Annotated in this window: 19 protein-coding genes; 12 read left to right on the top strand and 7 right to left on the bottom strand. The window is 67.7% G+C overall.

The genetic code is table 11. From position 1 onward, the window contains the following. Nucleotides 1–75 precede the first annotated feature (75 nt). On the bottom strand, nt 76–1,407 hold the full coding sequence (gene xseA / locus AC5P88_RS02855) for an exodeoxyribonuclease VII large subunit (protein ID WP_495224260.1): 1,332 nt from the start codon (nt 1,405–1,407) through the stop codon (nt 76–78). Nucleotides 1,408–1,451: 44 nt separating this feature from the next. After that, nucleotides 1,452–2,522 (bottom strand): tRNA epoxyqueuosine(34) reductase QueG, encoded by a 1,071-nt coding sequence (gene queG, locus AC5P88_RS02850; protein ID WP_495224259.1) that lies wholly within the window; start codon nt 2,520–2,522, stop codon nt 1,452–1,454. 23 nt (nt 2,523–2,545) lie between these two features. On the opposite strand from queG, the gene AC5P88_RS02845 reads away from it, so the two are divergent. The 6 genes from AC5P88_RS02845 (at nt 2,546) to AC5P88_RS02820 (ending at nt 10,189) form a co-directional block, all read left to right on the top strand. Next, a complete protein-coding gene (locus AC5P88_RS02845; protein WP_495224258.1) occupies nt 2,546–4,030 on the top strand; it encodes an NAD(P)H-hydrate dehydratase in 1,485 nt (494 codons plus the stop codon). Continuing rightward, nucleotides 4,027–4,509 carry a tRNA (adenosine(37)-N6)-threonylcarbamoyltransferase complex ATPase subunit type 1 TsaE gene (tsaE, locus tag AC5P88_RS02840; protein ID WP_099497572.1) on the top strand — a complete coding sequence of 161 codons (483 nt, stop codon included), beginning with the start codon at nt 4,027–4,029 and terminating at the stop codon, nt 4,507–4,509. The genes AC5P88_RS02845 and tsaE overlap by 4 nt, the downstream gene beginning before the upstream one ends. 82 nt (nt 4,510–4,591) lie before the next feature. Next, nucleotides 4,592–6,154 carry an N-acetylmuramoyl-L-alanine amidase gene (locus AC5P88_RS02835; protein WP_049428585.1) on the top strand — a complete coding sequence of 521 codons (1,563 nt, stop codon included), beginning with the start codon at nt 4,592–4,594 and terminating at the stop codon, nt 6,152–6,154. 222 nt (nt 6,155–6,376) lie between these two features. After that, nucleotides 6,377–8,290, top strand: coding sequence for a DNA mismatch repair endonuclease MutL (mutL, locus tag AC5P88_RS02830; protein WP_495224257.1), 1,914 nt, complete (start codon nt 6,377–6,379; stop codon nt 8,288–8,290). Nucleotides 8,291–8,301: 11 nt separating this feature from the next. Then, entirely contained in the window at nt 8,302–9,231 is a 930-nt protein-coding gene (locus tag AC5P88_RS02825) for a DUF1684 domain-containing protein (RefSeq protein ID WP_495224256.1), read from the top strand. Nucleotide 9,232: 1 nt separating this feature from the next. Next, nucleotides 9,233–10,189 (top strand): TraB/GumN family protein, encoded by a 957-nt coding sequence (locus AC5P88_RS02820; protein ID WP_164146667.1) that lies wholly within the window; start codon nt 9,233–9,235, stop codon nt 10,187–10,189. Nucleotides 10,190–10,263: 74 nt separating this feature from the next. Here AC5P88_RS02820 and phaR read toward each other — a convergent pair whose 3' ends face one another. The 3 genes from phaR to gluQRS all read right to left on the bottom strand — a co-directional run bounded on the left by phaR (nt 10,264) and on the right by gluQRS (nt 12,667). Beyond that, entirely contained in the window at nt 10,264–10,803 is a 540-nt protein-coding gene (phaR, locus tag AC5P88_RS02815) for a polyhydroxyalkanoate synthesis repressor PhaR (RefSeq protein ID WP_049428593.1), read from the bottom strand. A gap of 185 nt (nt 10,804–10,988) precedes the next feature. Then, entirely contained in the window at nt 10,989–11,729 is a 741-nt protein-coding gene (gene phbB, locus AC5P88_RS02810; protein ID WP_111202896.1) for an acetoacetyl-CoA reductase, read from the bottom strand. 17 nt (nt 11,730–11,746) lie between these two features. Beyond that, on the bottom strand, nt 11,747–12,667 hold the full coding sequence (gene gluQRS / locus AC5P88_RS02805) for a tRNA glutamyl-Q(34) synthetase GluQRS (RefSeq protein WP_495224255.1): 921 nt from the start codon (nt 12,665–12,667) through the stop codon (nt 11,747–11,749). Between the two features lie 93 nt (nt 12,668–12,760). On the opposite strand from gluQRS, the gene htpX reads away from it, so the two are divergent. Continuing rightward, nucleotides 12,761–13,627, top strand: coding sequence for a protease HtpX (htpX, locus tag AC5P88_RS02800; RefSeq protein ID WP_106551375.1), 867 nt, complete (start codon nt 12,761–12,763; stop codon nt 13,625–13,627). A gap of 669 nt (nt 13,628–14,296) precedes the next feature. Here htpX and AC5P88_RS02795 read toward each other — a convergent pair. Continuing rightward, entirely contained in the window at nt 14,297–15,124 is an 828-nt protein-coding gene (locus AC5P88_RS02795) for an inositol monophosphatase family protein (protein ID WP_005417749.1), read from the bottom strand. Between the two features lie 120 nt (nt 15,125–15,244). On the opposite strand from AC5P88_RS02795, the gene AC5P88_RS02790 reads away from it, so the two are divergent. Genes AC5P88_RS02790 through AC5P88_RS02780 form a run of 3 tightly spaced genes read left to right on the top strand, consistent with a single transcriptional unit; the run spans nt 15,245 to nt 19,117 of the window. Next, on the top strand, nt 15,245–16,015 hold the full coding sequence (locus AC5P88_RS02790; RefSeq protein ID WP_049426846.1) for an RNA methyltransferase: 771 nt from the start codon (nt 15,245–15,247) through the stop codon (nt 16,013–16,015). 46 nt (nt 16,016–16,061) lie between these two features. Then, nucleotides 16,062–16,994: a phosphate/phosphite/phosphonate ABC transporter substrate-binding protein gene (locus AC5P88_RS02785; RefSeq protein WP_111202894.1), complete on the top strand. Its 933-nt coding sequence runs from the start codon at nt 16,062–16,064 to the stop codon at nt 16,992–16,994. Further along, complete coding sequence (locus AC5P88_RS02780) at nt 16,991–19,117, top strand: putative bifunctional diguanylate cyclase/phosphodiesterase (RefSeq protein ID WP_106551232.1); 2,127 nt, start codon at nt 16,991–16,993, stop codon at nt 19,115–19,117. Before AC5P88_RS02785 ends, AC5P88_RS02780 begins: the two co-directional genes overlap by 4 nt. 68 nt (nt 19,118–19,185) lie before the next feature. Here the strand turns inward: AC5P88_RS02780 and epmB are convergent, their stop codons facing one another. Continuing rightward, the gene (gene epmB / locus AC5P88_RS02775) at nt 19,186–20,226 is read right to left on the bottom strand and encodes an EF-P beta-lysylation protein EpmB (protein WP_106551231.1); all 1,041 of its coding nucleotides are present in this window, start codon (nt 20,224–20,226) and stop codon (nt 19,186–19,188) included. 96 nt (nt 20,227–20,322) lie between these two features. On the opposite strand from epmB, the gene efp reads away from it, so the two are divergent. Together efp and AC5P88_RS02765 are read left to right on the top strand one after the other, a co-directional pair. After that, the gene (gene efp / locus AC5P88_RS02770; protein ID WP_014037874.1) at nt 20,323–20,889 is read left to right on the top strand and encodes an elongation factor P; all 567 of its coding nucleotides are present in this window, start codon (nt 20,323–20,325) and stop codon (nt 20,887–20,889) included. A gap of 163 nt (nt 20,890–21,052) precedes the next feature. Continuing rightward, entirely contained in the window at nt 21,053–22,396 is a 1,344-nt protein-coding gene (locus AC5P88_RS02765) for a TRZ/ATZ family hydrolase (protein WP_286073919.1), read from the top strand. Nucleotides 22,397–22,413 lie beyond the last annotated feature (17 nt).

Raw genomic sequence — 22,413 nt, 5'->3', positions numbered from 1 at the left:
GCCAGCTTTCGCTGTTGCCGTTGCCTTGGCTTGAAGCCTCTGCGGGTGCAGGGCGCAGCCCTGCCGAACAACCCTCTACTTGACCTGCACGTCGATCACGCCGTCGCCGACGCGTGCCTGCAGCGCATCGCCTGGCTGCACCTGGTCGACCTTCCTCACCAGGGTGCCATCGTCGCTGCGGGTGAGGATGCTGTAGCCACGGGCCACGGTGGCCAGCGGGCTGACCGCCTCCAGCGAACGCGCCAGCCCGCGCAGGCGCAGTGCATCGCGTTCCAGCAGGCGTTGCATTGCAGCCTGCGGACGCCCACGCAGGGCGGCGAGGCGGCGCTGCATCGTGTCGAGCTGGCGCTGCGGATGGTGCCCGCGCAACACCGCCGCTGCATGACGCAGGCGCGCGGCACGACGCTCCTGCTGCTGGTTGAAGGCCGCATGCAGGCGCCGGCCCAGGTCCAGCTGGCGGCGACGCAGCAGATCCAGTCGCGCCTGTGGGCTCTGCGCGTTCAGGCGCAGCAGTGCACGGTCGGCACGCTGCATCGCCTGCTGCATCGCGTGCCGTTGCAGCTGCACCATGCGTGCCGCCGTACGGCGCAGGCGCAGTGCCAGTTCGCGCTGGTCCGGCACCAGAAGTTCGGCGGCCACCGACGGTGTCGGCGCGCGCAGGTCGGCGGCGAAGTCGCTCAGGCTGAAGTCGGTTTCATGGCCAACGGCCGATACGACCGGCGTGTGGCTGGCCGCAATCGCGCGGGCCAGCGCTTCATCGTTGAACGCCCACAGGTCTTCCAGCGAACCGCCACCGCGGGTCAGCAGGATCACGTCGTAGCGGCCACTGGCATCGGCGGCCTGCAGCAGGCGGGTGATCTGCGCGGCGGCCGTGCTGCCCTGTACCAGGGTCGGCAGCAGGTCCACTTCCAGCAGCGGGAAGCGGCGGGACAGCACGCTCAGCACATCGCGCACGGCGGCGCCGGTGGGAGAGGTGATCACCGCCAGGCGTTGCACATGTGCGGGCAGCGGCCGCTTGCGCGCCGGGTCGAACAGGCCCTCGGCCTCCAGCCGTGCCTTCAGTTCCTCGAATGCGCGGCGCAGCGCGCCTTCGCCGGCTTCCTCCATGTGGTCCAGAACCATCTGATACTCGCCACGGGCGTCGTACAGGGTCACCTTGCCGCGCACCAGCACGCGCATGCCTTCGCGCGGCACGAACTTCAGGTACTGCGCCTTCATCCGGAACATCGCCGCCCGCAGCTGGGCGCGCGCGTCCTTCAGCGTGAAGTAGAGATGCCCGGAAGCGGGGCGCGCCACGCTGCCCAGCTCAGCCTCGACCCAGATCGCCGGGAAGCTGCCTTCCAGCAGGTCACGGGCCAGGGTATTGAGCTGGCTGGGGGTGAGGATGTCGTTGTTGCGTGGCTGCATGGGAACGGCGTGCGGCAGGTGGAACGGGTGCTCAGGATCGCACGTCAGCGCGGTGCGTGCTGGCCCAGCGCCCACAGCACGTGTTCGCGTACCAGTGGTGAGGGATCGTCGGCGCGAGTGTGCAGCGCGGCCAGCGTTTCGGCCGTGGTCGGCGCATTGCCCAGTGCCACGGCGATGTTGCGCAGCCAGCGCTCATGGCCGCTGCGCCGGATCGGGCTGCCTTCGGTGCGGTGCAGGAACTCGGCTTCGTCCCAGGCGAACAGCTGGTCCAGGCGGGCAGTGTCGAGATTGTTGCGTGCGCGGAAGTCGGCTTCGTCGGTGCGCTTGGCGAACTTGTTCCAGGGGCAGACCAGCTGGCAGTCGTCGCAGCCGTAGATGCGGTTGCCCATCAATGGCCGCATGTCTTCGGGAATGGCGCCATCGTGCTCGATGGTCAGGTAGGAAATGCAGCGCCGTGCGTCCAGTCGCTGCGGTCCGGTGATCGCACGGGTGGGGCAGACATCGATGCAGCGCGTGCAGGTGCCGCAGTGCGCAGTGGCCGGCGTATCGATCGGCAGCGGGATGTCGATGTAGATCTCGCCGATGAAGAACCACGAACCGCCGTGGCGATCGATCAGGCAGGTGTGCTTGCCGATCCAGCCCAGCCCGGCGTTGCGCGCCAGTGCACGTTCCAGCACGGGGGCCGAATCGACGAACACGCGGTACCCCAGCGGCGCCACTTCATCGTTGATCTGCGTGGCCAGCTTCTGCAGCCGGTTGCGCATCAGCTTGTGGTAGTCGCGGCCCAGCGCATAGCGCGCCACGTAGGCGCGGCCGGGATCGGCCAGGGTGGCCCAGGCTTCGGTGTCGTCCTTGTGGCTGTAGTCCATGCCTACCGAGATCACCCGCACCGTGCCGGGCAGCAGCTCGGCCGGGCGGGCGCGCAGGGTGCCGTGGCGTGCCATCCAGTCCATCGTGCCGTACAGGCCTTGGCCCAGCCAGTCGGCCAGGTGCGCCTCATCCTCGCCCAGCTCGATGCCGGCGATACCGCAGCGCTGGAAGCCATGCGCACGCGCCAGTTCGCGGATGCGCTGCACGGCCTGGGCCGGATCGACAGGGAGGGGGGCGGGGGACATGTGCACCAGTATAAAATCCCTGCATGGCCAACCTTGCCGATCTTTTCGATTCCGCAGCCGCACGAGCGCTCGATGCGCAGGCCTCGGCACTGGCTGCCGACGGCGGTTGGGGCCTGATGGCGCAGGCCGGCCAGGCCGCCTGGCAGTGCCTGCTGCAGCACTGGCCGCAGGCGCGGCGGATCGGCGTGGTGGTCGGAGCGGGCAACAACGGCGGCGACGGCCTGGTGCTGGCCCGCCATGCACGGCAGGCCGGACGCGAGGTTTTGGTGATCGCCTTGCCGGGGAAGCCACCGTCAACCGCGCTGGCACAGCGTGCAGCATCGGAATTCACGTCCGATGGCGGCACCATCACCGATTTCGACGGCGCGCTGCCCGAGGTCGATATCTGGGTTGATGCCCTGTTCGGGCTGGGCTTCGACCGCGCGCCCGAAGGCGCGGCGCAGGCGCTGATCGCCGCCGTCAATGCGCAGGCAGCACCGGTGCTGGCGCTGGACGTCCCCAGTGGCGTGGATGCCGACCGCGGCGCGGTGCCGGGTGTGGCGGTGAACGCCGCGCTGACCCTGCAGTTCATCGTGGCGCATCGCGGCCTGTATACCGGGGATGCGCTGGATCATTGCGGGCAGAAGGCGCTGGCACCGCTGCAGCTGCCAGCGGCTGCATGGCAGGGCGCATCGCCCGCCGCGGAGCACTGGACACAGGCGCGTTTGCCGGCACTGCTGCCACCACGCCGCGCCAATACCCACAAGGGCGAATCCGGGCACGTGCTGTGCGTCGGCGGCAACCATGGCAGCGGTGGGGCCATCGCGATGGCAGCCGAAGCGGCACTGCGTGCCGGTGCGGGGTTGTTGAGCCTGGGCACCCGGCGCGATCACGTCGGCCCGTTGCTGGCGCGGCTGCCCGAGGCCATGACCCATGCGCTTGAAGATGGCGATGTGCTGCCGGCGCTGCTGGACAAGGCCAGGGTGGTGGCGATCGGCCCCGGCCTGGGCCAGGACGAATGGGCGCACGCACTGTTTGCGCGGGTGCTGGCCGGCGACAAACCGCTGGTGGTTGATGCCGATGCACTGAATCTGCTGGCGCAGGACCCGCGCGCGCTACCGGACGCCATCCTTACGCCACACCCGGGCGAGGCCGCGCGCCTGCTCGGCTGCAGTACCGCTGACATCCAGGCCGATCGCTACCGCTGTGCGCAGGCGTTGGCCGAACGCTTCCACGCCGTGGTGGTGCTGAAGGGCGCGGGCAGCATCGTGACGGCGCCCGGGCAGGCGCCACGGCTGATCGCTGCAGGCAATCCCGGCATGGCCGTGGGAGGCATGGGCGACCTGCTCACCGGCATCATTGCCAGCCTGCGCGCGCAGGGGCTGGCCGCCTTCGACGCTGCCGCCGCTGGTGCACTGCTGCATGCGCTCGCTGGCGACGCTGCGGCCGCCGACGGCGCACGCGGCCTGCTTCCCACTGATCTGCTGGTGCCGCTGCGGCGACTGGCCAACCCGGAACGCTCTTCATGACTGATTTCTTCCTTGCCGACAGCGACGCAACCGAGCTGCTCGGGCAGTGGCTGGCGGCGACCCGGCCGCCGCAGGCGCTGATCGAACTGCGCGGCGATCTTGGTGCCGGCAAGTCCACCACGGCCCGTGCGCTGCTGCGCGCGCTGGGTGTGCAGGGTGCCATCCGCAGCCCGACCTATACCCTGGTCGAGCGCTATCCGCTGGCCAGTGGCGGCGAGGCCTGGCACCTGGACCTGTATCGCATCGGCCAGGCCGGCGAGCTGGATTTCCTTGGCCTGGATGAGGGCAGCGCGGTGTTGTGGCTGGTTGAATGGCCCGAGCGGGGCGCCGGCGCGTTGCCACCGACCGACCTGGTGGTAGCGCTGGAAATCGAGGGTCAGGGACGCCGCGTGCGTCTCACTGGGGCCAGCGACGTAGGGAATGAATGGCTGAAACGGCTCCCTCAAGGGGGCGACTTGCAGGCCATTTCTGTCGGCTGACGAGAACAAACACCGGCAGGTTACGGATTATTAAGGAAAAAGGTGTTGCATTCCGTTCAGCGCGGTGATTGAATCCTGAGCCATGCGCCCGGGGAACCGTCTCATCGCCATCTGTGCCGCCGTCGGACTGGGTCTGGCGAGCGTCAGTGCGTGGGCCGGTGAAGTCCGCCAGGTCCTGCTGAATACGGGCGCCACCGGCACCCGTGCCGAGATTTCGCTGGTCGGCAGTGGCGGTTACAAGACCCTGTCGCTGGCCGGACCGAACCGCCTGGTGGTCGATTTCCCGGACTCCAGCGCCATACGCAACCTGAAGATGCCGGCCGCGCAGGGCGTGGTTACGGCGGTGCGTACCGGACAGCCGGTGCCGGGGACCTTCCGTGTTGTTTTCGACCTCGCTGAATCGGTGGCGCCGTTCCGCCCGCAGATGCAGCGCGAGGGCAATGAATCCAAGCTGGTGATCGAATGGCCGGGCGATGGCCCGGCCGTGGCCGCCAGCCGTCCTGCAGTGACGCCGGCGGTGCAGCCGCAGGCACCGGTGGCCACGCCCGCGCCGACCCCGGCCGAAAGCGCGCAGTCGCGTACCGATGCCGCGCGTGCGACCGCGCTGCTGACCGCGCAGGTGCGGCAGCAGGCCAGTGCCACCGCCGCCGCACCGGCCACGCCGACCCCGGCGCCGTCCACCGCACCGGCCCAGGTTGCGGCTGCCGGTACCGTGGCCAGCAGCTCGCCTTCTTCCTCGCCGGCCGCGATCCTCGCCGGCCAGCGCACCGCCGCCGTGGTGACCACGCCGCCGGCGACCGTACCGGCACCGGCACCGACGCCGGTGGAACCGCCGCGTCCGGCCATGCCCAGTGATGCCTCGCGCATCCGCATGCAGGCCGGCATGCGTCATCTGGTGGTCGCCATCGATCCCGGCCACGGTGGCCAGGATCCGGGCGCGATCGGCCCGACCGGCAAGCGCGAAAAGGATGTCACCCTCGCGGTGGCCCGTGAGCTTGCCCGCCAGGTCAATGCCACGCCGGGCCTGAAGGCGTACCTGACCCGCGACAGCGACGTGTTCATCCCGCTGCCGATGCGCGCGCAGAAGGCGCGTGCGAACAAGGCCGACATCTTCATTTCGATCCACGCCGATGCCGCTGAAAACCGTTCGGCCACCGGGTCGTCGGTCTATGTACTGTCGACCAAGGGTGCTTCTTCGCAGCGCGCCCGTTGGCTGGCAGACAAGGAAAACGCGGCCGATCTGGTGGGTGGCGTACGCCTGCAGCAGACCGAGGGCACGCTCGCCAACGTGCTGCTGGACCTGGCCCAGAGCGGTTACATGAAGGCGTCTGAAGATGCCGCCGGCCACGTGCTGGGCGGCCTGAAGCGCATCGGCAACAACCACAAGCCGAACATCGAACGCGCCAACTTCGCCGTGCTGCGCACCTCGGACATGCCGGCGATGCTGGTGGAGACCGCGTTCATCTCCAACCCGGACGAAGAGCGCCGCCTGATCGACCCGGCCTACCAGCGCAAGATCGCCGGTGCCGTGCTCGATGGCGTGCACACCTTCTTCAGCCGCCAGCCACCGCCGGGCACGCTGTACGCGGCCCGTGCCCAGGCCGAGATCGACGCTGCTGGCACCATGGCCGGCGGCAGCAAATAACCCGCTTCTCGTAGGGCGCGGTAGAGTCGACTGTTAGTCGACTACGCGCGCAGCGCGGGGTTTTCGGTGCCCGGTGAGGAGCAGTCGACTGACAGTCGACTCTACCGCGCAGCGCGGGGGGGGGGGGGCGGTGCCCGGCGAAGGGCAGTCGACTGACAGTCGACTCTACATGGGGCGGCTCCGCTATCATCGACCCATGAAGTCTGCTGCCCATCCTCTCCCATGAGTGCGCCCGGCCCGCGTCCGATCCGGCCGTTGCCGGAAATCCTGATCAACCAGATCGCCGCCGGCGAAGTGGTCGAACGTCCTGCATCGGTGGTCAAGGAACTGGTCGAGAACGCGATCGATGCCGGCGCCAGCCGTGTCGACATCGACCTGGAAGAGGGCGGTGTCCGCCTGATCCGTATCCGCGACAACGGCAGTGGCATCGCACCGGAACAGCTGCCACTGGCGGTATCGCGGCATGCCACCAGCAAGATCGCCGACCTCGACGACCTCGAATCGGTGGCCACGCTCGGTTTCCGTGGCGAAGCACTGCCCTCGATCGCCTCGGTCAGCCGCTTTACCCTGTCCTCGCGTCGCGCGCATGACGAACACGGTTCGGCGCTGCAGATCGAAGGCGGCAAGATCGGCGACGTCACGCCACGTGCGCATGCACCGGGTACCACGGTGGAAGTGCGCGAGCTGTTCTACAACGTACCTGCGCGACGCAAGTTCCTGCGCGCCGAGCGTACCGAACTGGGCCATATCGAAGAATGGTTGCGTTCGCTGGCGCTGGCACGACCGGATGTCGAGCTGCGCGTGTCGCACAATGGCAAGGCCTCGCGCCGCTACAAGCCGGGCGACCTGTATTCCGATGCGCGGCTGGCCGAAACGCTGGGCGAGGACTTCGCCAACCAGGCTGTGCGCGTGGACCACAGCGGCGCGGGCCTGCGCCTGCATGGCTGGATCGCGCAACCGCATTACTCGCGGGCCAGCGCTGATCAGCAGTACCTGTACGTCAACGGCCGTTCGGTGCGCGATCGAAGTGTCGCCCATGCGGTGAAGATGGCGTACGGCGATGTGCTGTACCACGGCCGGCAGCCGGCCTATGTGCTTTTTCTGGAGCTGGACCCGACCCGCGTCGATGTCAACGTGCACCCGGCCAAGCATGAAGTGCGCTTCCGTGATTCGCGGCTGGTGCACGACTTCGTCTACCGCACACTGAAGGACGCGCTGGCTGATACCCGCGCCGGCATGTCGGTGCAGGAGATCGGTGCGGGTCCGGTGCATCCGGTGGACGCCGCTGCTGCATCGATGGCATCGATGGCATCGAGCGCGGGCGCGTCGGGTTTCGGGCTGGTGCGTGGGCCTGCGCCGGGTGCTGGATCAGGCGGCGCTGGTGGTGGCTTTTCCGGCTGGCGCCCGCAGCAGCCCCTTGGGCTGCAGGTGGCTGATGCGCCGGCGGCCTACGCCGCGCTGTATGCCACGCCGGCCGGTGCCGAACGCGGGGCGGCGCTGCCGCCGATGCCCACCGAGAACGGACTGCCGGTCACCAGTGCCGATGCCGGTGTGCCGCCGCTGGGCTATGCGATCGCGCAGCTGCATGGCATCTACATCCTGGCCGAGAACGCAGAAGGCCTGATCGTGGTCGACATGCATGCCGCGCACGAGCGCATCGGCTACGAGCGCCTGAAGAACGCGCACGACGGTATCGGCCTGCAGTCGCAGCCGCTGCTGGTGCCGATCACGCTGGCAGTGGGCGAGCGCGAGGCCGACACTGCCGAAAGTGAAGCCGAAACGTTGGCGGCGCTCGGTTTCGAGGTGACCCGTGCCGGTCCCGGATCGCTGCACGTGCGCAGCATTCCAGCGCTGTTGGCGCATGCCGAGCCTGAGGGGCTGCTGCGCGACGTGCTGACCGACCTGCGCGAGCATGGCCAGAGCCGCCGCGTGGCCAGCGCACGTGACGAACTGCTGTCGACCATGGCCTGCCACGGTGCGGTGCGTGCCAACCGGCGCCTGACCGTGCCGGAAATGAACGCGCTGCTGCGCGACATGGAAATCACCGAGCGGTCCGGCCAGTGCAACCACGGCCGGCCGACCTGGGCCCGTTTTTCGCTGGCGGAAATCGACCGCTGGTTCCTGCGCGGACGTTGAGGGGAGCATCGATGCGTTATCGGGGAATGGGCGGCCTGCTGGCCGCCTTGCTGTTGGCCGCGTGCAGCCCGGCGACACCGCCGGCGCCGAAGGTCGCTGAAGATCCGGCCTATGCGGCCGCGCAGCAGCAATGGCGGGTGGCCCGTTACCAGGACCTGACCCGGCCCGATGGCTGGACGGCCCTGGTCGGCCTGCACTGGCTGCAGAACAAATCACACTTCGTCGGCAGTGGTGCCACCAATGGCATCCGCCTGACGGTCGGCCCGGACAAGCTGGGCCTGCTGCGTCGCGAGGGCAGCCAGTGGTGGTTCACGCCCGAAGCCGGTGTGGATGTCAGCCATGATGGCCAGCCGGTGCGCGGTCGTATCCGCATCGACACCGACAAGGACCCGCAGCCGACCCTGTTGGCCTTCGACGGTGGCAAGGGCCAGCTCAGCATCATCCGGCGCGGGCCGCGCGATGCGCTGCGGGTCAAGCATGCCGATGCGCCGGCGCGCCGTGATTTCGCCGGGCTGGAGTACTGGCCGGGTGGCCCGGACTGGCAGGTGCAGGCACGTTTCATCCCGCATCCGGCGGGCAAGACCCTGTCCATTGTCGACATCACCGGCCTGACCACCGAGATGCCCAATGCGGGCGCGGTCGAATTCGAACGCGACGGCCGCACATGGCGGCTGGAGGCGATCGGAGCCACCGGGCAGCCGCTGTTCCTGATCTTTGCCGACCGTACCAGTGGCCGCGGCAGTTATCCGGCCGGGCGCTATCTGGATACCGATGCGCCCGCTGCCGACGGCACGGTACGCATCGATTTCAACCATGCCTACAACCCGCCGTGCGCATTCACCGCCTATGCCACGTGCCCGCTGGCGCCGCCGGAAAACCGGCTGGACCTGCGCATGGAAGCGGGCGAGAAGGCCTACCACCTGTCTGAAGGAGAAGGCTGAGATGCCGTTGAAGCGACTGTTCCGTGCAACGCTGTTGATGGCAGCGTTTGCAATCGCACCGCTGGCACCGGCGCGCAATGCACCGGCCGCCGACGCCGCTGCCGCCGCGGCAGCCAAGCCGCCGGCCCCACTGCTGTGGAAGGTGACCGGCCCGGGTGATTCACGCGTATACCTGCTTGGATCATTCCACCTGTTGAAGCCACAGGACTACCCGCTGTCGCCCGATGTCGAGCAGGCCTTCGAGGCTTCGCAGCGGGTCGTGTTCGAACTGTCGCCGGAGGACATGCAGTCGCCGCAGCTGGCCAGCCGCATGGTGCAGGCTGCAGTGCGCACCGATGGCAGCGAGCTCAAGCGCGATCTTGACGCGGCCACCTGGCAGAAGCTGCAGGCGTTTGCATCCGGGAACAAGCTTCCGCTGGCACAGATGCAGGGCATGAAGCCCTGGTTCGTTGGCCTGAGCATTTCGGTCGGGCAGATGCAGAAGATGGGCCTGGACCCGGCGCTGGGCCTGGACCGTCATTTCATGGAGCGCGCGCAGAAGACCGGCCGCAAGACCGCGGGGTTGGAAGACATCGATACCCAGATCGGCATGCTCGACGGCATGACCGTGCAGGAGCAGCGGCAGATGCTGTCCGAGGCGCTGGACCAGGCAGGCAAGGGCGATGAGCAGGCACGCCAGCTGCACGACGCATGGCGGCGCGGCGATGAGCGCGTGTTGTGGACGAAGATGGCCGCGGAAATGCGCCAGCAGTACCCGCAGCTTTACCAGCGCATCAACACCGGGCGCAACGATGCGTGGGTACCGAAGCTGCTGCCGTACCTGCAGGCCGGGCAGGGTGGCACGCTGGTGGTGGTCGGCACGCTGCACCTGCTGGGCAGTGACGGCGTGGTCGAGAAGCTGAAGGCGAAGGGCTACAAGGTCGAACGCGTATGCACGGGGTGCAAAGCGAAACGTTGATGCTCCGCCGGGGGGCACAAAACAAAACGGCGCGCCATCGGGCGCGCCGTTTTCGTATCCGACGGTACAGCGGCTCAGCGGCGGGTCTTGCCGCCGGTGCCAGTACCGGTGCCGGGTTCGTTGGGCTTGTTGCCGGTACCGGTGCCGGTACCCGTGCCACCCGGCCGCGGACCACCGAAACCGGTGCCCATGCTGCGCTGGAATTCCTGCCACAGCTCCAGGTTGCGCTCGGTCAGCTGGTTCATCATCGCCCACGGGGTCTGGCCCAGCAGGTTGCCCATCTGCTGGCGGAACTGCTGCTGCTGGTCGAGGAAGACCTGCATGCTGCGCTCCAGGTAGTTGCCCATGAAGCCCTGCAGGGAGTCGCCATAGAAGCGGATCAGCTGGCTCAGCAGCTGGGTGGACAGCATCGGTTCGCCGTCCTGTTCCTGGTCGGCGATGATCTGCAGCAGGACCGAACGGGTGAGGTCGTCGCCGCTCTTGGCGTCACGGACTTCGAAGTCTTCACCGTCCAGGATCAGCTGGCGCACGTCCTCGATGGTGATGTAGCTGGAGATCTCGGTGTCGTAGAGACGGCGGTTCGGATACTTCTTGATGATGCGGGTCGCAGCCATTGAAGCGGTCACTCGTCACAGTAGATGCGCAGCATGGCGCAGTGCAGCAGCCGTTGCAACCGCCCCAGCCCCCGCCAGGCTTGGCTTTCACAGGGGATCATGTTGCGCAACAAGGGTTTGCGTGCTGCGCAGCATGACCATCGGCAGGGGCGGTGGGTGTGCGTCGCTCCGGCCGCCGGCGTGGCTTACCAGCCCATATGGTGGCCGCCATTGATGTCCAGGTTGCTGCCGGTGATCCACGAGGCTTCCTCCGCCACCAGGAAGGACACGCCGTAAGCGATTTCCTCCGGCTTGCCGAGGCGCCCGGTGGGAATGTCGGCGACGATCTTGGCGCGCACTTCTTCCGGCACCGCCATCACCATGTCGGTGGCCACGTAGCCGGGCGAAATGGTGTTGACGGTAATGCCGAAGCCGGCGTTCTCGCGGGCCAGCGAGATGGTGAAGCCATGCATGCCGGCCTTAGCGGCCGCGTAGTTGGCCTGGCCGTACTGGCCCTTCAGGCCGTTGATCGAGCTGATCTGGATGACCCGGCCCCAGCCCCGCCGGCGCATGCCCTCGATGACCGGGCGGGTGACGTTGAACACCGAATTGAGGTTGGTGTTGATCACATCGTGCCACTGGTCCGCGCGCATGCGATGGAAGGTGGTGTCGCGGGTGATGCCGGCATTGTTGACCAGGATCTCGACCGGGCCCAGTTCGGCCTCGACTGCACGCACCAGTGCTTCGGCACTGTCTGGATCGGAGACATCACCCGGGAAGATCGACACGCTGTAACCGCGTTCGGCCATCGCCTGCTGCCAGGCGCGGGCTTTGGCCTCGTCGCGGTAATTGGTGGCGACCCGGTGGCCCTGGTCGGCCAGGCGCTGGCAGATGGCGGTGCCGATGCCGCCGGTTCCGCCGGTGACCAGTGCGACGCGAGATGTCATGGAATGCTGTCCGGAAATCAGGTGGGGGAGGGGTGATTCTGCAACATCGGCGCGGAAAGTGCGCCGGGTGGCAGCAGGATGTCGGTACGAGGCAGCCGCGCTGGGTCGAAGGCTTGCCGGGCGGCCGCCAGCAGGGTGTCCAGATCGTGCTTGTTTTCCAGCGCGGCAGGCGCTTGGCCCAGCAGCTGCCAGAGTGCGCGCAGCACCGGCACCGGCCGTGTGCTGTCCACGGGCAGCGATGCCAGCGACTTCGACAGTTTGTGGCCCGGCGCATCCAGCAGCAGCGGCAGGTGCCAGTAGTGCGGCACGGCCAGCCCCAATGCCTGTTGCAGCAGGATCTGCCGCGCGGTGGAGTCGAGCAGGTCGGCACCGCGCACCACTTCGGTCACGCCCTGTGCGGCGTCATCGACCACGACTGCCAGCTGGTAGGCCCAGCAGCCATCCGCACGGCGCAGCACGAAGTCGCCGACCTCGGCGTGCACATCCTGCTGCTGCGGTCCACGCAGGCCATCGGTGAAGCGCACGATGCTGCCGCGTGGGACACGGAAGCGGACGGCGGGGTCCGGCCGAGGTTGCCGGGCGACGCAACGGTGATGGATGCCGCCGCTGGCGGCAAGGTCGCTGCGGCTGCAGTGGCAGACGAAGGCCTGGTCGCTGGCCAGCAGCACGTCCAGCGCAGCCTGGTAGGCCTCGCCGCGCGCGCTCTGCCAGAGGATCGCACCATCGTGGGCGAGCCCGAACGCAGCCAGCGCCTGTAGTTGTGACTCGGCGGCGCCGGGCACGGTGCGCGGTGGGTCGACGTCTTCGATGCGCAGTCGCCACAGGCCGCCATGATGGCGCGCGAGCAGCCAGCTGCCGAAGGCGGCGAGCAGGGATCCGGGGTGGAGCAGGCCGGTCGGCGAGGGTGCGAAGCGCCCGCAGGGAATGGGGGAGGTCATGCTGGCTGAATCGTCGGTCAGGTTGGCGCTTGAATTCAAGCTGACCACACCGCAAATTGACCGGTATCGACCCCTTCCGAGCCGGATTTTCCCATGTTTACCCGCATTGCCCTGTTCCTGGCGACCAACTTCGCGGTCCTGATCCTCGCCAGCATCGTGATGTCGCTGGCGGGAACCGACCCGAGCAAGATGAGCGGTCTGCTGATCATGGCCGGTATCTTCGGTTTCGGTGGTTCCTTCATCTCGCTGCTGCTGTCCAAGTGGATGGCCAAGCGTTCCACCGGTGCCGTGGTGATCACCGAGCCGCGCAACCAGACCGAACGCTGGCTGCTGGCCACCGTCGAGCGCCAGGCCAAGGCGGCCGGTATCGGCATGCCGGAGGTGGCGGTGTATGAAGGCCCGGAAATCAATGCCTTCGCCACCGGCGCCAACCGCAACAACGCGCTGGTGGCGGTGTCCACCGGCCTGCTGCACAACATGAGCGAGGACGAGGCCGAAGCGGTGCTGGGCCACGAGATCGCCCACGTCGCCAACGGTGACATGATCACCATGGCGCTGCTGCAGGGCGTGCTGAACACCTTCGTGATCGTGTTGGCCCGCGTGGTCGGCGGCATCATCGACAGCGCGCTGTCGGGCAACCGCGAAGGCGGTGGCCGTGGCTTCGCCTACTACATCATCGTGTTCGTGCTGGAGATGGTGTTCGGCCTGTTCGCCACGATGATCGCGATGTGGTTCTCGCGCCACCGCGAATTCCGTGCCGATGCCGGTGGTGCCTCGCTGGCTGGTCGCCAGAAGATGATCGCCGCGCTGGAGCGCCTGCAGCTCAACCACGGCCAGAGCACGCTGCCGACGCAGATTGCTGCATTCGGTATTGCTGGTTCGACCGCGAAGAAGCTGTTCATGAGCCATCCGCCGCTGGAAGAGCGCATTGCTGCGCTGCGGGCTTCTACGGTGGCGTAAAGCCTCGGCTTTCAAGGTAGTACAGGAACGCCTGGCCTCACGCCGGGCGTTTTTGTTTACGGGGATGCATGCATCGGTAGCGCCGGGCCATGCCCGGCGTATCGTTTCCGCGACCGCGGAGGGGTGTCACTTTCTTTGCACGCAAAGAAAGTAACCAAAGAAACGCTCCGCCGACCGCGAGCCGACGTGCTGTGCACGCCGGTGCCCTGTGCTTCTCGGCGAATCAGGGGACGGCGCGCAGAAGTCAGCCGACTAACAGTCGGCTCTACAGGACATCGGTGCCTCTTCGCCCCTGCTTCACCTGCGATGCTCGGCTCGCTCAAGGCGGACTGCAAGGTCAAGATCAACGGCAACAGCATCCACGCGTGGCGTGGATCTACCGGGTGCAGCTGTGGCATTTGACCTTGGGTCCGCCTTGAGCGAGCCGAGCACCACAGGTCCGGCGAGGGCGAAGAGGTGCGGGTGTCTGAGCGCAGCGAGTTCCCGCACCGTCCCTCGGCGGGCCGAGGAGCACAGGGTACCGATGCGCAGCATCGGCTCGCGCCGTGGCGGCGTGTTTCTTTGGTTACTTTCTTTGCACGAGCAAAGAAAGTGACAAGCACGATCATCGCGGATACGAAAACGGCACCTTCGCAGGTGCCATTCCCATGAACCGCTTTACGCGGAAGCTCAGAACTTCGCGTCGAACTCGGCGGCGTAACCGGTGTTGACCAGCACCTTCTGCAGCGACTCGGCCACCTTCAGGTTGCCGGCCACGATCTGGTGGGTCTCCGGACCGCGGTTGTCCATGCGGCCCAGGGTGGCACCCTTGAAATCGCAGACCTTGCCGCCCGCTTCGCGGACCAGCAGCAGGCCGGCGGCGATGTCCCACGCCTTCACACCGGCCTCGAAGTAGGCGTCGGCACGGCCGCATGCCACGTAGGCCAGGTCCAGCGCGGCCGAACCGGTGCGGCGAATGTCCTCGCCGTGCACCAGCAGGGCGTCGACCGCCTTCAGCTGGGCACTGGCGCGGCTGCGCTCGCGCGGGGCGAAGCCGGTGTGGATCATGGTGCCTTCCAGGTCCTTGCGGTCGGCCACGCGGATGCGGCGGTCGTTCAGCACGGCACCGGCGCCGCGGCTGGCGGTGAACAGCTCATTGCGCAGCGGGTCGAAGATGACCGCGTCGGTCGGCTCGCCGTTCTCGACCAGGGCGATCGACACGCAGTAGTGCGGCACGCCGCGCAGGTAGTTGCTGGTGCCATCCAGCGGGTCGATGACCCACATCTGGCGGCGCTCGCCCTGCACGCCACCTTCTTCACCGAAGATGCCGTAGTCCGGGTAGGCGCGCTTGAGTTCCTTGACGATGACCTTTTCCGCGTCCGCATCCACTTCGCTGGCGTAGTCCATCCGGCCCTTCTGCACCACATTCAGTGCCTCGAGCTTGTTGATGTTGCGCAACAGGACGTTGCCGGCGAGGCGGGCGGCCTTGACCATGACGGTGACGGCGGGTTTCTGCATGGCGTGGGCTCCCGGAAAGGCAGAAGAGATGGACTGGCGGGGGAAAAGAGCGGGTCCGGCGCAGTGGCCGGCCGCACAGTTTACCATTGGTCATCGTCCAGCTCGACCTTTTCCCTGTTCATGTCCCAGTTTCCTGCCGCAACCCGCCTCCGATTCGTCCTGGTCGGTACCCAGCACCCCGGCAACATGGGGGCTGCCGCCCGCGCCCTGAAGACCATGGGCCTGGCCCGCCTGGTGCTGGTCGCCCCCGAAAAGCCGCTCGACGAAGAGGCCTTCCGCCGCTCGGCCGGTGCCGAAGACGTGCTGGGGGACGCCCCGGTGGTGGCTACCCTGGCCGAGGCCGTGGCTGACTGCCGCCTGGTACTGGGCTGCACGGCCCGTGCCCGCCGCGTCCAGCTGGAGGAGTACCTGCCGGCCGATGCTGCCGCCCGTGCGGTGGCCAAGGCGGGCGAAGGTGCCGAGGTGGCACTGGTGTTCGGCCGCGAGCGCACCGGCTTGACCAACGAGGAGCTGCAGCTCTGCCACGCCGCGGTGCACATCCCGTCAGACCCGGAGTTCAGTTCGCTCAACCTGGCCGCCGCCGTGCAGGTGCTGGCGTACGAAACGCGCATGCAACTGCTTGGGGCGCAGCCGGTTGCAGAAACCGAACCCGGCTTCCGCGAACAGGCGGCCAGCCACGAGCAGATGGAGAGCTTCTTCGCCCAGCTGGGTGACACGCTGGACGAGATCGATTTCCACAAGGGCCGCGCCCCCGAGTCGGCGATGCGCAAGCTGCGCCGCCTGTTCCTGCGCAGCGAGCCCACCGAACAAGAAGTGCGCCTGCTGCGCGGCATCCTCGCCGACACCCAGCGCATGGCGCGACTGGCCCAGGCAGGCGGCAAGGACAGCTGACGAGGTTCTCATTTTTTCGGGTAGTCTGTCTGGATACCCAGGGGGGATGAAGCCTGTGTCGGGTCTGCGAAAGGCAATGCAGGGGGGACTGCTGAGCCTGGCCATGGTCCTGCTGGCCGGGACGGTGCGTGCAGCACCGGACCCGGTGCTGGTGCTGGGCCGGATCAGCGATGATCCAAAGGCCCACTACGAGCAGCTGCAGCCCTTGCTGGACTACGTTGTGGCTCGCATGCATGACGTGGGCATCCAGGAGGGGCGGATACTGATGGCCCGCGACCCGCAGCAGATGGCGAGCTATCTGCGGCGGGGACGGGTCGACTGGGTCACGGAAACCTCCGGTACGGCAGTGGCGTTGGGCCAGCGCAGCGGCGCTCGCCCCTTGCTGCTGACCGAACGCAACGGGGTGCGCGAGTACCAGACGGTGTTCTTCGTGCGCAGCGACAGTCCCATCCAGCGGGTGCAGGATCTGCGCGGCCATCGCCTGGCCCTGCAGAACACGGCGTCCACCAGCGCCTACCTGGTGCCGGTGATGACCCTGCTGAACCATGGCCTGTCGCCACAGATCCTGGCCGGGGTCTGGGACGTGCCAGGGCGTGACAGCGTGGGGTATGTGTTCGCGCGCAGCGAGTTGAACATCGCGACGTACGTGCACAAGGGGATGGCGGATGTGGGGGCGGTGAGCAGCGTGGACTGGAATGACGAGCGGCGGGTGCCGGCTGCATTCCGGCGCGATTTCCGCGAACTGCTGCGCACCGAGCCGTACCCGCGTGCGGTGGAGATGGTCCGCGCCGACCTCGATGCCCGGGTGCGTGATCGCCTGCAGGAGGTCCTGCTCCAGGCAGCCAGCGACCCGCAGGCGCAGGGCGCGTTGCATCGGTTTTTTGGCACTTCTGGTTTCCACCGTGTCGATGCGCATGCGCAGCAGCGGTTGGATGAATTGAAACAAGGATTGACGCGCGTGCGGATGGAAGTGGAATGAAGTGGCTCGGCTCGGGGATGCAGGCCCGGTTCCTGCTGGCGATGGGCGGAGCGATGGTCGTGGTGGTCGCGATCCTGGCGGTGCTGCTGGGGCGCCAGACGGCGATGCAGAGCGAGGTGCGCACCCTCAGCGGTGGCGTCATCCATGAATTGTTCGACCGCAGCGTGCGCAGCCGCGGCGAGGCGATGGCGCGCGAGTTGTCCGATGCGCTGGCCAACCCGCTGTACTACCGCGACCTGGACCAGGTCGGCGTACTCGTGCGCAGCACCGCGCGGCAGCCGGTGGTGCGTTATGTACTGGTGTTCGACGAGCGTGGCCGGCTGGTGCACGACGGCTCGGTCGAGGTCTCGGGATTCGGCCAGCCGATGGCCGATCCCCTGGCGCCCAAGGCTGCGGCAGCGCAGGCATTGCTGGTGCAGGAATCACCGAAGGTGCTGGACAACACGATGCCGATCATGGTCGGCAACCAGCGCATCGGCGGTGTCCGCGTCGGCATGGCGCTGGACGAGGTGCAGCAGCGCGAACAGGCGGCCAATGCCACCCTCGGCGAGCGCCTGCAGCTGGTCGGCAGCCGCCACCTCGGATGGTTGCTGCTGATGCTGGGGTTGCTGGTGGTGATTGGCGTGGTGGTGATCCTGTACGTGCAGCGCACGCTGGTCGCGCCGATCCGCGACCTGGCCGCGGCCGCGCGTCGCATCGAGGCGGGGGATTATCAGACACCCCTGGCTGAGAACACCCGTGACGACGAAGTGGGTGAGCTGGTGCGCGGCTTCGCCCGCATGCGCGATGCGATCGCCCGCCATGACCGTGAAGTGCGGCACATGGCCTATACCGATGCCTTGACCGGGCTGACCAACCGGCTGGCGTTCCGCGAAGCGCTGGATCATCGGCTGATGGCGGCGCGTGCCGCCAATCACCGGTTGGGACTGCTGTTTGCCGACATCGACGATTTCAAGCGGGTCAACGACACGCTTGGCCATGAGGCCGGTGACGAGGCGTTGCTACAGTTCGCACAGCGCATCGGTCGCGCGGTCGCGGAAGCGGGCGGTGACGAGGCCCTGCTGGCCCGCTTCGGTGGCGATGAATTCGTGATTCTGGTCGGCGACGGTGACGTGGCCGCCAACGCGCGGCTGCTGGCCGAGGTGCTGGTGCGTGAGCTGGGCAGGCCGCTGGTGGTGCAGGGCCGGGAGCTGTTCCTCGGTACCTCGATCGGCGTGACCCTGTTCCCCGATGATGCGGCCGACGCGACGACGCTGCTGAAGAACGGCGACATCGCCATGTACCAGGCGAAGATGGCGGGCAAGAACTGCTACCGCTACTACAGCCGGGCGATGGACCATGCGGTGGAGCGTCGTGTACACATGGAGCAGGAGCTGCGCGGGGCCTGGGAGCGCGGCGAACTGCGCCTGGCTTACCAGCCGATCTTCCGCATGCGCGACCGTCGCATGGTCGGCGTCGAAGTGCTGCTGCGCTGGCAGCATCCGACGCTGGGCACGATTCCGCCGTCGGTGTTCATCGAAGTGGCCGAGCAGAGCGGGCTGATCGAAATCATCGGCCCGAAGGTGCTGCGTGCGGCCTGCATGGAGGCCTCGCAATGGCCACGTGGCGTGGCAGGCGACGACCTGTTCGTATCGGTCAACGTGTCACCGCGGCAGCTGCGCGGCGGCGAGCTGCCGGCGCTGGTCGCGCAATGCCTGCATGAATCCGGGCTGCCAGCGTCGCGCCTGCATCTGGAGCTGACCGAGACCGCGGTGATCGGTGACGAGATGGTCGCCGCGCAGCTGCTGGACAAGCTGCATCGCACCGGCGTGAAGGTATGGCTGGACGATTTCGGCACCGGCTTCTCCGGCCTGAGCCACCTGCGCCAGGTGCCGGTGGACGGCGTGAAGATCGACAAGAGCTTCGTGGCCGACATGCAGCGTGATCCCGATGACCTTGCGCTGACCACGGCGATCATCGCCATGGCCCACGCGCTGGGCATCACGGTGGTGGCCGAGGGCATCGAGCAGCAGGCACAGTTCGAACTGCTGGCGCAGCGCGGCTGCGATCTGGGGCAGGGCTACTGGCTGAGCCACCCGGTCACCGCCACCGAAGTGGTACGGATGATCGAGTCGGGGCTCTGACCTGCTGCCGTTGTCCTGGGGTCAGATCCCTTTTCCGCAGGAAAAGGGATCTGACCCCCGCCCCCGGATTACAGCGGGCGCTTGCTCGGGTCGCCCGGCAGTTCGCGCACCAGCTTGGGAACCAGGTAACCGGACAGGCGCGCGGTCAACCCGGCAATCAATGCCTTGGCCTGGGTGTCGTCCACTTCGAAGTGGGCCACGCCTTCGACCCGGTCCAGCTGGTGCAGGTAGTAGGGCAGCACGCCGGCAGCGAAACTGCGTTCGCTCAGGTCCTGCAGGGCCTGCACGCTGTCGTTGACCCCGCGCAGCAGCACCGCCTGGTTCAGCAGCTGGGCGCCGGTGCCGCGCAGGCGCGCCATCGCGGCGTCCACGCTGGCGTCGAATTCGTTGGCGTGGTTGGCGTGGACCACGATGGCCAGCGGCCACGGCAGGCCGCCCAGCCAGGCCAGCAGCTCCTCGTCCACGCGCTCGGGCAGCACGATCGGCAGGCGGCTGTGGATGCGCAGGCGGCGGATGTGCGGAATCGCGCGCAGGGCATCGGTCAGCTCGACCAGCTTGTGCGTGGCCAGGGACAGTGGATCGCCGCCGGACAGGATCACCTCGTCGATGTCCGGGTCGGCGGCGATGGCGGCTACGGCCTCCTGCCAGCCACCCTTGGCGGCGTTCTCCGCGCCATAGTCGAAGTGGCGGCGGAAGCAGTAGCGGCAGTTGATCGCGCAGCTGCCGGTGGCGACCAGCAGGGCGCGGCCACGGTACTTCTGGATGACGCCGGTGGCCTTCTTGGCCGCGCCATCGCCCACCGCATCGAAACTGAACCCGGGCGCGGGACGCATTTCCTCGTCGATCGGCAGCACCTGCCGCAGCAGCGGATCGGCCGGATCACCCTTGCGCATGCGGGCCACGAACCCCTCCGGCACGCGCAGCGCGAACTGGGCCATGGCCGCGTCCGAAACGCCCAGCGCGGCCGGGTCCAGCTGCAGCCGGGCCAACAGGGCCTGCGGGTCGCGCAGTGCCTGGCGCCAGAGCTGCTGCCAGCGCGCGGGCGCGCCTGGCGACTGGGGCCGGGGGAAGGCGGAAAGCTGCATGGAGAGGGGGCCTGCGGTTATCATGGGGGCAGAAAAACAGTCGCCCACCGGCATCCGGTGGGCTTTCCATTCTAACGGCTCGCCGCACCCGCGGCGTTTTTGCCACTCAGGAGTTTACGCATGGCCAGCTACGGCATGAACGACGTCAAGAACGGGATGAAGATCCTGGTCAACAACCAACCGGCCGTCATCATCGACACCGAATACGTCAAGCCGGGCAAGGGCCAGGCCTTCACCCGCGTGAAGTACCGCCTGATCAAGGACGGCCGCACCCAGGAAGTGACCATGAAGTCGACCGACTCGCTGGATGCAGCCGACGTCGTCGACACCGACATGAACTTCATGTACAGCGATGGCGAGTACTGGCACTTCATGGACCCGGAATCCTTCGAGCAGGTCCAGGCCACCAAGGCCGGCATGGGCGGCGCCGAGAAGTGGCTGAAGGGCGAAGAGTCCTGCGTGGTCACCCTGTGGAACGGTGAGCCGATCTTCGTGCAGCCGCCGAACTTCGTCGAGCTGAAGATCACCGAAACCGATCCGGGCGTCCGTGGCGACACCTCGGGCGGCGGCGGCAAGCCGGCCACCCTGGAAACCGGCGCCGTGGTCCGCGTGCCGCTGTTCGTCAACCAGGAAGAAGTGATCCGCGTCGACACCCGTTCGGGTGAGTACTCCGCACGCGTCAAGTAATCCGGCGCAGCCGGATTACCTGTAGAGCCGAGCCATGCTCGGCTTTCCGGGCATAACCCGGAACCCGTTGCCGGCGCCCATGGCGCCGCAGCGGACAGCCGCCGGGCATGGCCCGGCGCTGCCGCCTCCCGCCAGGCCCTTCTCCAATAGCCAGTGAGCCCGCATGAGCGATAGCCCGCACCTCCCCGAAGCCTGCGACCTGCTCATCGAAGCCGGTTATGTCGTTCCGATCGAGCCGCATGCGGTGGTGCTGGAAGACCATGCCGTTGCCGTGCGTGGCAGCGAGATCGTCGCCATCCTGCCGCGTGCCGAGGCGCGTGCGCGCTTCCGTGCCGCGCAGGTGGTCAGCCGCCCAGAAGCGGCGCTGATGCCGGGCCTGGTCAACGCGCACACGCACAATCCGATGACCCTGCTGCGCGGCGTCGCCGACGACCTGCCGCTGATGACCTGGCTGCAGCAGCACATCTGGCCGGTGGAAGCGGCGGTGATCGGCCCCGAATTCGTCGCCGACGGCACCACCCTGGCCATCGCCGAGATGCTGCGTGGCGGCACCACCTGCGCCAACGAGAACTACTTCTTCGGCGACGTGCAGGCCGCGGTCTACAAGAAGCATGGATTCCGCGCGCTGGTCGGCGCGGTCATCATCGATTTCCCCACCGCCTGGGCCAGGACCGACGACGAGTACTTCGCCAAGGCCGGTGAACTGCATGACCAGTGGCGCACGGATCCGCTGATCGGCACCGCGTTCGCGCCGCACGCGCCGTACACCGTCAACGATGCCAATTTCGAGCGGGTGCGGATGCTGTCCGACCAGCTCGACATGCAGGTCCACCTGCACACCCACGAGACCGCGCAGGAAATCACCGATTCGATCAAACTGCACGGCCAGCGTCCGCTGGCGCGGCTGGATCGGCTCGGCCTGGTCAACGACCGCCTGATCGCGGTGCACATGACCCAGCTGACCGACGCGGAAATCCACCTGTGCGCCGAACGCGGGGTCAGCGTGGTGCACTGCCCGGAATCGAACCTGAAGCTGGCCTCCGGTTTCTGCCCGGCCTGCGCCCTGCAGCGCGCAGGCGTGAACCTGGCCATCGGCACCGATGGCTGCGCCAGCAACAACGACCTGGACATGTTCAGCGAGAACCGCACCGCGGCGATCCTGGCCAAGGCCGTGGCCGACGATGCCACCGCGCTGGATGCGGCCACCACGTTGCGCGCCTCCACGCTGGGCGGCGCCCGCGCGCTGGGCTTCGGCGACCGCATCGGTTCGATCGAAGTCGGCAAGCAGGCCGACCTGGTCTGCGTCGACCTGTCCGCGCTGGAAACCCAGCCGCTGCACAACGTGCTGTCGCAGCTGGTGTACGCCACCGGCCGGCAGCAGGTCAGCGATGTCTGGATTGCCGGCAAGCCGAAGCTGGTGCAGCGCGAGCTGGTCGGCATGGACCTGCCGGGCATCATCGCCAACGCGCGCCAGTGGCGCGAGCGTATCCGTCATATCCGCGCCTGAAACCTGGCGCTGCAAGG

The sequence above is a fragment of the Stenotrophomonas sp. YJH_SMC_8 genome (genome assembly GCF_059371315.1).
Note: the sequence above shows the minus strand (reverse complement) of the source record. Positions and strands in the feature narration are given on the sequence as shown.

Bases quoted from the DNA above. Each gene is read 5' to 3' on its own strand.
- xseA (WP_495224260.1), bottom strand. From the start codon at position 1,407: ATGCAGCCACGCAACAACGACATCCTCACCCCCAGCCAGCTCAATACC.
- queG (WP_495224259.1), bottom strand. From the start codon at position 2,522: ATGTCCCCCGCCCCCCTCCCTGTCGATCCGGCCCAGGCCGTGCAGCGC.
- AC5P88_RS02845 (WP_495224258.1), top strand. From the start codon at position 2,546: ATGGCCAACCTTGCCGATCTTTTCGATTCCGCAGCCGCACGAGCGCTC.
- tsaE (WP_099497572.1), top strand. From the start codon at position 4,027: ATGACTGATTTCTTCCTTGCCGACAGCGACGCAACCGAGCTGCTCGGG.
- AC5P88_RS02835 (WP_049428585.1), top strand. From the start codon at position 4,592: ATGCGCCCGGGGAACCGTCTCATCGCCATCTGTGCCGCCGTCGGACTG.
- mutL (WP_495224257.1), top strand. From the start codon at position 6,377: ATGAGTGCGCCCGGCCCGCGTCCGATCCGGCCGTTGCCGGAAATCCTG.
- AC5P88_RS02825 (WP_495224256.1), top strand. From the start codon at position 8,302: ATGCGTTATCGGGGAATGGGCGGCCTGCTGGCCGCCTTGCTGTTGGCC.
- AC5P88_RS02820 (WP_164146667.1), top strand. From the start codon at position 9,233: ATGCCGTTGAAGCGACTGTTCCGTGCAACGCTGTTGATGGCAGCGTTT.
- phaR (WP_049428593.1), bottom strand. From the start codon at position 10,803: ATGGCTGCGACCCGCATCATCAAGAAGTATCCGAACCGCCGTCTCTAC.
- phbB (WP_111202896.1), bottom strand. From the start codon at position 11,729: ATGACATCTCGCGTCGCACTGGTCACCGGCGGAACCGGCGGCATCGGC.
- gluQRS (WP_495224255.1), bottom strand. From the start codon at position 12,667: ATGACCTCCCCCATTCCCTGCGGGCGCTTCGCACCCTCGCCGACCGGC.
- htpX (WP_106551375.1), top strand. From the start codon at position 12,761: ATGTTTACCCGCATTGCCCTGTTCCTGGCGACCAACTTCGCGGTCCTG.
- AC5P88_RS02795 (WP_005417749.1), bottom strand. From the start codon at position 15,124: ATGCAGAAACCCGCCGTCACCGTCATGGTCAAGGCCGCCCGCCTCGCC.
- AC5P88_RS02790 (WP_049426846.1), top strand. From the start codon at position 15,245: ATGTCCCAGTTTCCTGCCGCAACCCGCCTCCGATTCGTCCTGGTCGGT.
- AC5P88_RS02785 (WP_111202894.1), top strand. From the start codon at position 16,062: ATGAAGCCTGTGTCGGGTCTGCGAAAGGCAATGCAGGGGGGACTGCTG.
- AC5P88_RS02780 (WP_106551232.1), top strand. From the start codon at position 16,991: ATGAAGTGGCTCGGCTCGGGGATGCAGGCCCGGTTCCTGCTGGCGATG.
- epmB (WP_106551231.1), bottom strand. From the start codon at position 20,226: ATGATAACCGCAGGCCCCCTCTCCATGCAGCTTTCCGCCTTCCCCCGG.
- efp (WP_014037874.1), top strand. From the start codon at position 20,323: ATGGCCAGCTACGGCATGAACGACGTCAAGAACGGGATGAAGATCCTG.
- AC5P88_RS02765 (WP_286073919.1), top strand. From the start codon at position 21,053: ATGAGCGATAGCCCGCACCTCCCCGAAGCCTGCGACCTGCTCATCGAA.